This is a genomic window from Allobosea sp. GW823-FHT02B03, assembly GCF_058797755.1.
Genome location: NZ_JBXAJY010000001.1, coordinates 661,355 through 673,394, shown reverse-complemented (window position 1 = coordinate 673,394; position 12,040 = coordinate 661,355). Strand labels below are relative to the sequence as shown.

Here is a 12,040-nt window from a genome sequence, read left to right as displayed (position 1 = left end):
CTCAACCTCTGCCGGCCGGCGACGAAAAGCCGGGCCTTGTTGGGAGCGATCCTCGCGGCCCGCATTTAAGCGGGACTTAAGGCGAAAGCCCACCTAGCGGCGACGGGCGTAAGGGAAGCGAGATTTATATCTTTTATTTTCAATCACCTAGCTCTCATCAGCCAAAATTCTCCGAGGTTTCGCTTGTTGCCAGCAAGGTGAATGGAAACTGAAGAGCAAACACGGTCTTTGATTCAAATTGCGACCGTCCGGCACACCCGATGTTTCGACCCGTGTTCTAAGGTCGCAACGTCGGGGCCGGGACGCCCCGCGCTAGCGACGGGGACGATGATGGCCTATCTATTGCGAAGCATGGCCCTGATCGGGGCGATCGCCATGTACTCGCCGGTGCATGGCACGAAGAGCGAGCCGGAGGCTGCGCCTTTCGATGCGAAGGCCGCCATCTCCGTGCTGGCGCAGATCGACCCCAAGGCGGTGCTGCAAGGCGCGACCAGCCTGCGCGAGGCGGCCGAGGTGCTGGCCGGGCTTGAGCCCGAGACACGCGCCCGGGTGCTGGCGCTGGCGGCGGCCGCCGCGACGAGCCGCAATGGCGAGGCGCAAACGTCGCAGCGCTGACGCTTGACCTCGAAGGGCCGCGCGCCGAAGACAGCCGGCCAGACCGCCTCCCCCGCCGGCGGCCTGCAAGGTGAGCGACGGCCGATGAGCGAAAACCTCGACGAGATCATTGCCAATTTCGAGGTCCTGGACGAATGGGACGATCGCTACCGCTACCTGATCGAGCTCGGACGCACGCTCGCGCCGCTGCCGCAGGAAGCCTATAGCGACGCCAACAAGGTCCGTGGCTGCGCGAGCCAGGTCTGGCTCGAGACGACGCGTGAGGGTGGACCCGGCGAGGCGACCCTGCTGCATTTCCGCGGCGACAGCGATGCCCATATCGTGCGCGGCCTGGTAGCGCTGGCGCTGGCGATCCACTCCGGTCGCAGCGCCGCCGAAATCCTGGCAACCGACGCCTTCGGCATCTATGAGCGACTGGGCCTTGCCGCCCATCTCACGCCACAGCGCTCGAACGGGGTGCGCTCGATGATCGAGCGGATCAAGAGCGACGCCCGCGCCGCCCTCGCCTGACCAAGCTTCAGCCCGGCGAAGGAAACACCGGACGGGCATCCACGGCCTGCCAGGCGTAGTGCGCGACGGGATGGCGGCCGACCTTGCGCGCCAGGCCGTAGTGTTCGGCCAAGGCCGCCAGAGCCAGGCGCAGCACGACCTTGCCCGAGCGCGAAGGCCAACCTCGCTCGCGCTCGACCTCGTCCAGCCCCTTGAGGAAGCCGCAGACGTCGATCGCGAGCCCGGACAGCTCGGGGCCGAGGCGCTTGCAGGCCTGTCGAATACGCTGGCGCGCCGCCAGGCTGGCATCCGAGGCGCTGGCCGGGCCATGCGACGAGGCATGAGTTCCCGCAGCCAGCCCGGCATCCCAGTTCACGGTCACGCGCGGCAGCATCTGCGCCAGCGTGAGGTCGGCCCGGAAGCGCTCGCCGGCGGCGAATTCCGCGGCCGAGATCTGCGGCCTGCCGTCCCTGCCAGGCCGACGGTGCAGCCAGAGCAGCGGGCTTTCGCGCTCGTTCAGGGCGACTTTCCGCACTTCGCCCTCGATCATCACATCGGTCATGGCGACGGGGCGGGTTTCGGCAAGCTGCAGGCGGCGTGCCTTGCCGCTACCAAGCCAGACGGCGAGACCAGCCTCGACCAGTGCCGCCGCCTGTTCGGGCGGCGCGTACCCGGCTCCGAGGGTCGCCGCGCCCACGGTCCGATAGAGCGCGATGCGGCCGCAGCCGAAGGGAGATTCCGCAGCGAACGCCCCAGCCTGCCGAAGGTGTTGCAGCAGGCGCTCCGGAGCCGCCTCGGCGACAGCGCCCGCGCTCATCGGCCCGCCTCCGGCGCCAGCGACCGATGTCTCAGCGCCAGCGCAGCCTCCAGTGCCACGAGCGCGAGCTCGAAACCGGGCTCGCTGCGCCGATCTTCGACCAGCGCACAGGCATGGCGCACGGTCGTCCGGTCGCGACCGAAGGTGAGACCGACCTGGCTGAAGTTCAGCCCGAAGCTGACATGGGTGAGGTACATCGCGATCTGCCGGCCGAAGGCGACGCGGCTCACGCCGCGCCGGCCTTGCCGCAGCGCGGCCGGCGGCAGGCAGAGCGCCGCACAGACGGCCGCCTCGGCGAGCCTCGCCCCGGCGCTGCGGGACAAGGGATCGGGCCCATTGGCGAATTCAATGTTCATGATATGTTCACTTCCACATTGCGATCGTCTGGCGCGATCGGGGACAACGAACACAGGACTATATTCCTATTTCCGGATTTTCAAGGGCGCCAGCAAGGCCGGGGATATCCTCCTGCCATATCCTGGCAGGGGCGCTCCAAACGACAAAGCCGCCGGCACAGCCGGCGGCTCGACATGAATCCCTTGACGGAATCCGCTTCTGCGCGATGGCTCGCGGCAGGCTCCCTCAGCGGCGCTTGCGGCGCTGCTGGCCGAGGCCCATCTTCTTGGCGAGCTGCGAGCGCGCCTCGGCATAGTTCGGCGCGACCATCGGATAGTCGGGCGGCAGACCCCACTTCTCGCGGTACTGCTCGGGGGACATGTTGTACTGCGTACGCAGATGCCGCTTCAGCGACTTGAACTTCTTGCCGTCCTCCAGGCAGATCAGGAAGTCGGCCGTAATCGACTTCTTGACCGCGATCGCGGGCTTCGGCGCTTCGGCCGGGACGACTGGGGCTGCACCGCCAACGACGCGGCTCAGAGCCGCATGGACGTCGTTGATCAGCGCCGGCAATTCCGAGGCTGGAACCGAATTGTTCGAGACGTAGGCGGAAACGATATCTGCTGTAAGCTCGATAAAGTCCGAACCGTCGTGATCAGCCATGGCGGCGTTGCTCCGTTGTTTTTTTGAACCGGGCGTATCGGTGACTGTGCCCGCTCTGTTTACGTGGCGCGAACGCCTGCCGGAACCTGCACCGGCAGCAGGTCGAATTCTGCCGGACATAGAATCGTGCAAAACGGATCAGTCGTGCAATCGTCTAATCCAACAAAGATGACATCGCAAGTGGCAGTGATCATTTCGAATACGTTTATTCATGCCCAGTATTGGCGCTTCTTGCAATCGGCATGGTAACCAGAATGTGCAGCGGCTCGACCAGAATGTGCAATGGCGCGAATGGCCACGCGGAATGGTTGTCTTGCCAGCCCTTTTGCGCGGCTCTACGAGTCCGGGACCTGCCGCAACGTCCCGATATCGAGCAACGACGCGGCGAATGACCGCAACGCCGCGCTTCGAGACGGACCATGCCTGGAAAAGCCACTGCTACCCCGCCCCGCGCCGAAGCGCGCCCGCAGCATCGGACAGTGCACGGCGTCCCCCTCACCGACGACTATGCCTGGCTGAAGGCGGAGAACTGGCGCGACGTGCTGCGCGACCCGGCGGTCCTGCCTGCCGACATTCGCGCCTATATCGAGGCGGAGAACGCCTGGTGCGAGCGGCTGATGAAGCCGACCAAGGCGCTGCAGCGTGAACTCGTCAAGGAAATGCGCGGGCGGATCAAGGAAGACGACAGCGAATTGCCGCAGCCCGACGGTCCGTTCCTCTACTATCAGCGCTACCGGCGCGGCGGCGAGCATCCGTTGATCTGCCGCAAGCCGCGCCAGGGCAAGGGCAAAGCTACAGGGAATAGCGCCGGCAAGCCCGGCCGCGAGCAGATCATGCTCGACGCCGACAGCCTCGCCGAAGGCAAGGAGTTCTTCGACCTCGGCGATGCCACGCACAGCCCCGACCATCATCTGCTCGCCTGGAGCGCCGACGAGGCCGGCTCCGAACTCTACCTGATCCGCGTGCGCGACCTTGCGAGCGGGAAGGACCTGCCCGACGAGATCCGCGACACCAGCGGCGAGGTGATCTGGACGCAAGATGCCAGCGCCTTCGTCTATGTCGCGCTCGATGCCGATCACCGGCCGACGCGTGTGCTGCGCCATCGGCTCGGCACATCCCAAGGCGACGACGAGCTGCTCTACGAGGAAACCGATCCGGGCCTGTTCGTCGACATCGACGAGACGCAGTCGCATCGCTACCTGCTGATCTCGAGCAGCGACCACGAAACCTCCGAGGTCCGCATCGTCGACCTTGCGGCGGTGGACGGCCAGCCTCGGCTCGTCGCCGCGCGCCAGACCGGGCGGCAATATGCGATCGAGCACCATGGCGAAGAGCTGCTGATCCTGACCAATGCCGACGGTGCCGAGGACTTCAAGATCGCGCGGGCGCCGCTCGACGATCCCTCGCCGGAGCGCTGGGTCGATCTCGTGCCGCACAAGCCCGGCCGGCTGATCCTCAATCACCTGTGCCTGCGCGGCCGCCTGCTGCGCCTGGAGCGCGAGGACGGCCTGCCGCGCCTGGTGATCCGGGACCTCGCCAGCGGGGCCGAGAGCACGATCGCCTTCCCCGAGGAAGCCTATGGCCTCGGCATGGATGCCGGATACGAATTCGACACCGACAAGATCCGCTTCATCTATGCCTCGATGGCGCGCCCGGCCGAGACCTTCGATTTCGACATGAGCTCGGGCACACGCACCTTGCTCAAGCGACAGGAAGTGCCCTCCGGCCATGATCCGGACGCCTATGTCGTGCGTCGGATCTTCGCCACCGCGAAGGACGGCGCCAAGGTGCCGGTCTCGTTGCTGCACAAGCGCGGCCTCGTGCTCGACGGCTCGGCGCCCTGCCTGCTCTATGGCTACGGCTCCTATGGCTCGGCGATGTCGGCTTCGTTCCGAACCCGCCCCTTGAGCCTCGTCGATCGCGGCTTCGTCTATGCCATCGCCCATATCCGCGGCGGCACCGACAAAGGCTGGCGCTGGTATCTCGACGGCAAGCGCGAGAACAAGCCGAACAGCTTCACCGACTTCATCGCGGCCGGCGAGATGCTGGCGGCGGAGGGCTATACCTCGCGCGGGCACATCGTGGCGCAGGGCGGCAGCGCCGGCGGCATGCTGATGGGCGCCGTCGCCAATCTCGCGCCCGATCTGTTATCCGGCATCATTGCCGAAGTGCCCTTCGTCGACGTGCTCAACACCATCCTCGACGAGAGCCTGCCGCTGACGCCGATGGAATGGCCTGAATGGGGCGACCCGATCCGCGACGAGGCGGCGTTCCACTGGATCAAGGCCTATTCGCCCTATGACAATGTGCGGGCCCAGGCCTATCCCCCGATCCTCGCCATGGGCGGGCTGACCGATCCGCGCGTCACCTATTGGGAGCCGGCGAAATGGGTGGCGCGCCTGCGCGCGACCATGACCGGCGGCGGGCCGGTGCTGCTGCATACCAATATGGAGGCCGGGCACGCCGGCTCGGCAGGCCGCTTCGACTCGCTGAAGGAAACGGCGCTCGCCTACGCCTTCGCGATCACGGCGGCGAATGGCGGCTGGCAGCGGCAGGCATAGCCCGACGCCTGCCTGACGTGCCCTCCCCGGGCCACGCAGGCGCTGAGGCCGGCCAATCGCCCAGCGGCAGTGTCGCCGGGCCCGACGCTCAGCGGGGCCCGGATTCGAGCCGGCTCTTCTCGCTGGCGAGATAGGTCTTGAGCTCGTCCATCGAGCCGAAGACATAATCGCCGTCGGGCGTACGCGCCTGGATCGAGCCATCGGCGTAGATGGTGAAATGCGTCTCGCCGACCTGGTAGGCGCCGACGACGCCTTCATTGGAAGCGGAAGGCTTGTCGGCAGCGCGGGCGGGCGCCTCGGCTTCCGCAGGCGCGGGCTCCTGCGCTTCTGCTTCGGCAGCGTCCTCTTGCGCTTCCGGCTCGGCCGCGATGGCCGGCTCGTCCTCGGCGGACGGCGCCGGCTCGAGCGTCACGTCGGGTAGATCTTCGACGAGCGGAGGAACCTCGCCCGCAGCGGCGGCGGCCGGCTCTTCGAGGGCATCCAGCACGTCGCTGCTGCGCGGCTGGGTCACCGGCGGCCAGGCGCGCGGCGCCATCCAGCTGCTGACCGCATCGAGCGAGCGCTTTGGCGGCTCGACCTCGGGGACCCTCCCGGGCGTCGCGAGCGCGTCGTTCAGCTGCTCGCGCAGCGCGCTGAAGTCGTCGAAATCATGCCCGGCCTTCTCCTGCTTGGGCTCGTCGGCGGCCCGGTCGACCTGCGGCCACCACATCGGACCCGGTTCGCGCGCGGACTCCTTTGCCGTGTCGCCCGGGTTCACCTCGTCTTCCGGCACTTCGGAAGACGGCTCGAACGCCAGCTCCGCCTGGTCCTCCGAGACGGGCTCGGATTCGGGTTCGGGCTCTGCGTCAGCCTCGGAGCCATGTTCCACCAGCGTCTCGCGCTGTGCGGACTCTGGCTCCACGGGCGGCGTCGGCAGCAGCGCAGCCTCGAAGAAGTCGGGCTCGACCTTCTCGGTAGCGTCGTCCTCGCCCTGCGGCTGGGGGTCCCGCCATGAAGCAGGCGGCAGCAGCCAGTCGTCGTGCCCTGCGCTAGGCTCAGGCTCAGGCTCGGCCACTGCGACGGCCGGCGCGGCTTTTTCCTCGTCCCGTGACAGCGTGGGGCCAGCCGGCTCGGCAACCTCCACTGCATCCTCGCCGTCATCGGCGGACTTATCGGACTTTTCGGACTTTTCGGGCTTCGACAGACCAGCGAGCGCTCCACCGAGCGCGATGGCTCCGGCGCCGGTGGCAACGGCCGCAGTCCCGAGGCCCGGCGTCGCAGCCGGAGGCTCGTCGCGCGGAAGGACGGGCGCGGAGACAGGAACAAGAGCCGGCTCGCCGGAGCGTCCGCCGCCGAGCGCGACCGCCGTCATTGCGCCGGCGACCAGCGCCTTCAGCCTGCGGATTTCGGCGAGGATCGCCGCCGCGGACAGCATGAGCAGACCGGCCGCGAATGAAAGCGCGCCGAGGATGACCTCGGTGAACCCCCGCTCCAAGACCCGATAGGGCCAGCCATCGAAGATGGCATAGGCGCCGCCAACCAACAGGGCGAGCCCGAGAACCACGAACAACTTGACCAAACGCTCGCTCCTTCGAGACGGCAGAGTCCTGCGACAGCTTGCCGCCTCATGGTTAAACTATCGATACAGCCGGTTATTGCCAACCAAGCGAGCGGAGCTGCGCACCGCAAAGCCCAAGTCAAGCCGCACCCGCGCTGCCACGATCTCTCCGCTTGCCGGTTGCCGCTGCCGCCTTCGCGGCTTAACTAACGGGGGAATGGCGGACGTTCCGCCGGGCCTGACGGCTCTAGCGATACATCATTGCAGCCATTCTCACGTCGCGATTTCGACAGCCCCAAGGAGAGGCCCTATGTCCTTTACCCTGCCCGATCTTCCCTATGCCCATGATGCGCTGCAGCCCTTCATGTCGAAGGAGACGCTGGAGTACCACCACGACAAGCATCACCTTGCCTATGTCAACAACGGCAACAATGCGATCAAGGGCACCGAGTTCGAGGGCAAGTCGCTCGAGGAGATCGTCAAGACCTCGTACGGCAAGAACCCGGCTGTCTTCAACAATGCCGGCCAGCACTACAACCACCTGCATTTCTGGAAGTGGATGAAGCCGAATGGCGGCGGCAAGCTGCCGGGCGCGCTCGAGAAGGCGATCGTCGATTCGTTCGGCTCGGTCGACAAGTTTAAGGAAGACTTCGTCGCCGCCGGCGTCGGCCAGTTCGGTTCGGGCTGGGCCTGGCTCGAGGTCAAGGGCGGCAAGCTCGCCGTCAGCAAGACCCCGAACGGCGAGAGCCCGCTCGTCCATGGCGCGACCCCGATCCTCGGCGTCGACGTCTGGGAGCACTCCTACTACATCGACTACCGCAACCGCCGGCCCGACTATCTCAAGGCCTTCCTCGAGAGCCTGGTGAACTGGGAGTACGTCGCCGAGCTCTATGACGGCGCCAAGGCCTGATCCGGCCAGAAGCGATCAAAACGGAACGGGGCCCTCGCGGGCCCCGTTTTCGTTTCCGAAGCGGCCGGCCTTTAGAGCATTTTCGAGCGAAGTGGATACCGGTTCGCGTGAAGACAATGCGATAAAACAAAGAGCTAGAGCGTCCCGCGCTTCAGAGAAGCTCGGGACGCTCTAGACGGCAACGCGCTTGAGGAACTGGTCAACAGTCGAATCGAGCCGCATCGCCTGGGCCGAGACCTCGCCGGCGGCGTGGCGAACCTGCTCCGCCGAACGGCCGGTTTCCTCGACGCTGTCAGCCAGCACGCAAAGGTCGCTCGAAACCGACAGGGCGGAAGTGCTCGCCATGGCGACGCCGCTGGCGATCTCCCCGGTGGCGATCGCCTGCTGCTCGACCGTGGTCGCGACCGCGTTGGCGAAGCTCTCGATGGCGCCCATGCGGCTGGCGATGTTCTGGATCGCGCCGACGACCTCCCCCGTCGCGCCCTGGATAGCGCTGACCTGGGCGACTATGCGGTCGGTTGCATCGGCGGTCTGGGAAGCGAGGCTCTTCACCTCGGCGGCGACGACGGCGAAGCCGCGCCCCGCCTCTCCGGCCCGGGCGGCCTCGATAGTGGCATTGAGCGCGAGCAGATTGGTCTGGGCGGCAATGTCGCGGATCAGGTTGACGACTTCGCCGATGGCGCGGGCGGTCTCATCCAGCGCATGCACCGACCCGGCCGTATCGCGCGAGGCAGAGGCCGCCTCGACGATCTCGGTACGGACGCGGCGAACCTGCGACTCGACCTCGCGGATCGCCGCCCCCATTTCCTCGGCGGCCTGGGCGGCACTCTCGACATTGGCGGAAGCGCCCTGCGAGGTCTGCGCGGCGCGGGCGGCGCGCTCGGAGGACTCGGCTGCAACCTGCGCAAGCCCGCCCGAGGCCTCACCCATCCGGTCGGCGTTGCTCTTGAACGCTTCGAGCGCGATGCCGACCTCGCCGCGAAACATCGCGATCGCCTCGTCGACATGCTGCTGGCGCTGGCGGCGCTCGGTCTCGGTCACGAACTGCTGCTCCTGCAGCGTGGCGCGCTCTCCGAGGCGCAGCTTGAGGACGCCGAGGGCGCGGGCGATCGCGCCGATCTCGTCACGGCGTCCGGTCGCGTCGATCGGCGTGTCGAGCTTGCCGTCGGAGATGCTGACGATCGCCTGCGTCATGCTCTTCAGCGGCTTCATGGTGCGCGACAGCGAGAACCAGAGCAGCGGACCAAGGACGAGAAGAAGGCCCAGCCCGAGCGCGATCGTCACGAGCTGCTCGCGGGCCGCGCGAGCGACGAGGCGGCTCTTGTCGAAACGCAGCGCGACATAGCCGATCTGCTTCTGGTGACCACCGACCCGCACGACGAGGAGCTTGGTGAGGTAGATCTTGTCCTCGAGCTGGAGCGGGCTGTGCGCGCCGAGCGCATCCCATGGCTCGCGCCCCAACGCCCTGGCGAGGTTGTTCGGCGTCAGCGAGAGCCGCGCATCCTCGTCCCGGCCGGCGGTGGCGAGCGCCACCACGTCGTCGGCGACGATGCCCGCAGCGAAGTCGGGGTCTCGCTTCAGCGATTCCAGGATGTAGCTGAGCGTCGTGGTGTCCCGGGAGAGGATCAGGGCCGGCGCGGCGTTGACCACCATCGCGGTCAGCGAATTCATCTTCTGCTCGAGATCGCTGCGCGTCTTGCCGTCATTGTAGCGTGTGACGGCGATGACCACGATGACAATGGCTATCGCGACGATCGCGACCGCGGCACCGGCGATCTGTCTGCTGAGCGAGCCCGAAGCTTCCTCGGATGGGTCCCCTGCGGGTGGCGTGGCCTGCGGTTTCTCCGCCCGCAGCTTGAACCAGCTCATCTTGCTCTTTTCCTTGCGGGCGCAGCCGACGCGGCCGTGCTGGCGCAGCCAGACCGCTGGCGGGAAAGATGACAGAACAGGGTAAATTTTCGATTGCGACGCCTTGTCGGGATTTTACAATTATTGCGTGCAACAATGCCGATCTCAGCCGAGTTCGCGAAAGCGGGCGAGGCGCAGGCCGGGCGGCGGGACGAAGGCCAGGAGCGCGGCATGCTCGACCGGCCGGGATCCGATGACCGGGTCGAGCGCGCGCAATTCGTCGTCGATGAAACCGGGATGGCACATCACCAGATGGGCCGGCCCCGGCCGCTTCAGGAAGCGCGGCAGATCGGCGGCGAAATCGCGCGTTGGATCGAAAGGCGACACACCGGAGAAGCCATGATTGAGCGGGATTCCGCGCCGCGCCGCGGCCGGGCGCAGCCCGGAGGCGAGACCGGCGATGACCAGCGCCTTGCCGACGGCGACGCCGCGAGCTCGGATCGCCGTAACCGAATCCGCGGGATCGCGCAGATAGACCGAGCCCCGCGGATAGCGGGCCGCGATGGCGTCGAGCACGGCGCGACGAACGCCGGGCAGCACATGGACGTGCTGGTGGCCGTCGACGAAGTCGGGCGCGCGCCCGAGCGCGTCCTCGAAAGCGTCGAGCTGGCGGGCAAGTTCGGCGGCGATCTCGCGACGCGCCGCCGCCGAGCCCAGCGCCAGCCGCGACAGACCGCCCAGTTTCGGCAGGCTCCCGCCCGGAGCGAGGATCGGCATGGCCGCGAGCGGCGCACCGCTGGTCAGGTTGAAATGCAGGCCGAGATCGGCTTTGCCGGAGAAGGCCGCGAGCTCTCCCGCGAGCGGGCGCCAATGCGGCCGGTTCGTCATCGCGCCGGTGGCGGAGAGTCTGCCCTGCGCGAGCAGCTCGAGGATCGAACGGCTAACGCCCACCGTCATGGCGAAATCATCGGCGCAGAGCACGAAACCGCGGGTCATGACGGTCTGTTGTCCCTCGTTCATCGAGCGTGATGTAAGTAGCCGCCGGCGGAGCCGGTGCGCGTCCCGGTCCGCACCATCACGACGCCACCCCTATCCCACGCGCTGAGGTCGTCAAAGCCTTGTCTGCCACGCAGCCCCTCGCCGCCTCGGCCAATCCCGCCGCCCAGCCACGGCGGCCTGAGCTTTCCGTCGTCGTTCCCGTCCATGACGAAGCCGACAACCTGCCGCTGCTGGTCGAGCGCCTCAAGAGCGTGCTCGATGGCTGCGTCGCCTCCTGGGAGATCGTCTGCGTCGACGATGGCAGCCGGGACGGCACGCTTTCGGTGCTGCGCCTGCTGCACGAAGCCGATCCGCGCATCAATGCCATCTCCTTCAGCCGGAATTTCGGCAAGGAGATCGCGATCGCCGCGGGGCTCGACCATGCCAGCGGCGACGCCGTGGTGATCATGGATGCCGACCTGCAGCATCCGCCGGAGACCATTCCCGTCTTCCTGGCGAAATGGCGCGAGGGCTTCCTCAACGTCTATGGCCAGCGCACCGACCGCGAGGGCGAAGGCCGGCTGAAGCGCGGCTTCGCCAAGGCCTTCTACAGGCTGTTCGCCAGCTTCGGCGAGACCGAGCTGCCGGAGGGTGCCGGCGATTTCCGCCTGCTCGACCGCAGGGTGGTCGAGGCGCTGCGGGCGCTGCCCGAGCGGGCCCGCTTCTCCAAGGGCCTCTATGCCTGGGTCGGCTTCCCGGCCACCGGCGTGCCGTTCGAGGTCGCCGAGCGCGCCCATGGCCAGACCAAGTTCCGCTTCCGCAAGCTGTTCAGCTTCGCCTTCGACGGATTGTCCTCGTTCTCGACCGTGCCGCTGAAGATCGCGACCTGGCTCGGCGTGCTCATCGCCATCATCGCCGCCGGGACGGCGCTGTTCTTCGCGGTGCGCACCCTGCTCTTCGGCACCGACCTGCCCGGCTTCCCGTCGCTGATCGTCTCGATCATGTTCTTCTCGGGCATCCAGCTGATCTCGCTGGGCCTGATCGGCGAATATGTCGGGCGCATCTTCGCCGAGGTGAAACGCCGGCCGCTCTATCTCGTCGGCGAGCGCATTGGCTTCGAGAAGCTCGACAGCGTCCATCCGCGCGGCGACGCCCTGCCGCCGCTGATCCGCTAGTCCCGGACTGGACAATCGCCGCCGGCGACGGCATCGCTTGCCGCATGATCGTCGACGTCATGTCAGCGGGAGCGCCGAGATGACGAGGCGGGAGAGACGAGCCGCCATTCG

The 12,040-nt window shown here is 67.2% G+C and carries 11 protein-coding genes; 5 read left to right on the top strand and 6 right to left on the bottom strand.

Annotated elements, in window-relative coordinates; translation table 11 throughout:
• The first annotated feature begins 327 nt into the window (after positions 1-327).
• Together AC1REK_RS03135 and AC1REK_RS03130 are read left to right on the top strand one after the other, a co-directional pair.
• A complete protein-coding gene (locus AC1REK_RS03135) occupies positions 328-615 on the top strand; it encodes a hypothetical protein (protein WP_327524169.1) in 288 nt (95 codons plus the stop codon).
• Positions 616-699: 84 nt separating this feature from the next.
• Positions 700-1,125, top strand: coding sequence for a SufE family protein (locus AC1REK_RS03130; RefSeq protein WP_492267227.1), 426 nt, complete (start codon positions 700-702; stop codon positions 1,123-1,125).
• A gap of 7 nt (positions 1,126-1,132) precedes the next feature.
• Here AC1REK_RS03130 and AC1REK_RS03125 read toward each other — a convergent pair whose 3' ends face one another.
• The 3 genes from AC1REK_RS03125 to AC1REK_RS03115 all read right to left on the bottom strand — a co-directional run bounded on the left by AC1REK_RS03125 (position 1,133) and on the right by AC1REK_RS03115 (position 2,920).
• Positions 1,133-1,921 carry a DUF6456 domain-containing protein gene (locus AC1REK_RS03125; protein ID WP_492267228.1) on the bottom strand — a complete coding sequence of 263 codons (789 nt, stop codon included), beginning with the start codon at positions 1,919-1,921 and terminating at the stop codon, positions 1,133-1,135.
• On the bottom strand, positions 1,918-2,277 hold the full coding sequence (locus AC1REK_RS03120; protein WP_316018567.1) for a helix-turn-helix domain-containing protein: 360 nt from the start codon (positions 2,275-2,277) through the stop codon (positions 1,918-1,920). The genes AC1REK_RS03125 and AC1REK_RS03120 overlap by 4 nt, the downstream gene beginning before the upstream one ends.
• A gap of 226 nt (positions 2,278-2,503) precedes the next feature.
• Positions 2,504-2,920: a Ros/MucR family transcriptional regulator gene (locus AC1REK_RS03115; RefSeq protein ID WP_316018568.1), complete on the bottom strand. Its 417-nt coding sequence runs from the start codon at positions 2,918-2,920 to the stop codon at positions 2,504-2,506.
• Between the two features lie 419 nt (positions 2,921-3,339).
• Here AC1REK_RS03115 and AC1REK_RS03110 point away from each other — a divergent pair, with 419 nt between their 5' ends.
• Positions 3,340-5,481 (top strand): S9 family peptidase, encoded by a 2,142-nt coding sequence (locus AC1REK_RS03110; protein ID WP_492267229.1) that lies wholly within the window; start codon positions 3,340-3,342, stop codon positions 5,479-5,481.
• A gap of 88 nt (positions 5,482-5,569) precedes the next feature.
• Here AC1REK_RS03110 and AC1REK_RS03105 read toward each other — a convergent pair whose 3' ends face one another.
• Positions 5,570-7,024, bottom strand: a complete 1,455-nt coding sequence (locus AC1REK_RS03105; RefSeq protein ID WP_492267230.1) for a hypothetical protein — start codon at positions 7,022-7,024, stop codon at positions 5,570-5,572.
• Between the two features lie 304 nt (positions 7,025-7,328).
• On the opposite strand from AC1REK_RS03105, the gene AC1REK_RS03100 reads away from it, so the two are divergent.
• On the top strand, positions 7,329-7,928 hold the full coding sequence (locus AC1REK_RS03100; protein ID WP_327524174.1) for a superoxide dismutase: 600 nt from the start codon (positions 7,329-7,331) through the stop codon (positions 7,926-7,928).
• Between the two features lie 171 nt (positions 7,929-8,099).
• Here the strand turns inward: AC1REK_RS03100 and AC1REK_RS03095 are convergent, their stop codons facing one another.
• Together AC1REK_RS03095 and AC1REK_RS03090 are read right to left on the bottom strand one after the other, a co-directional pair.
• Entirely contained in the window at positions 8,100-9,797 is a 1,698-nt protein-coding gene (locus tag AC1REK_RS03095; protein ID WP_492267231.1) for a methyl-accepting chemotaxis protein, read from the bottom strand.
• Between the two features lie 144 nt (positions 9,798-9,941).
• A complete protein-coding gene (locus AC1REK_RS03090; RefSeq protein ID WP_492267232.1) occupies positions 9,942-10,772 on the bottom strand; it encodes a ChbG/HpnK family deacetylase in 831 nt (276 codons plus the stop codon).
• A 122-nt stretch (positions 10,773-10,894) separates the two neighbouring features.
• On the opposite strand from AC1REK_RS03090, the gene AC1REK_RS03085 reads away from it, so the two are divergent.
• Positions 10,895-11,929: a glycosyltransferase family 2 protein gene (locus tag AC1REK_RS03085; protein WP_327524177.1), complete on the top strand. Its 1,035-nt coding sequence runs from the start codon at positions 10,895-10,897 to the stop codon at positions 11,927-11,929.
• The last annotated feature ends 111 nt before the right edge of the window (positions 11,930-12,040 follow it).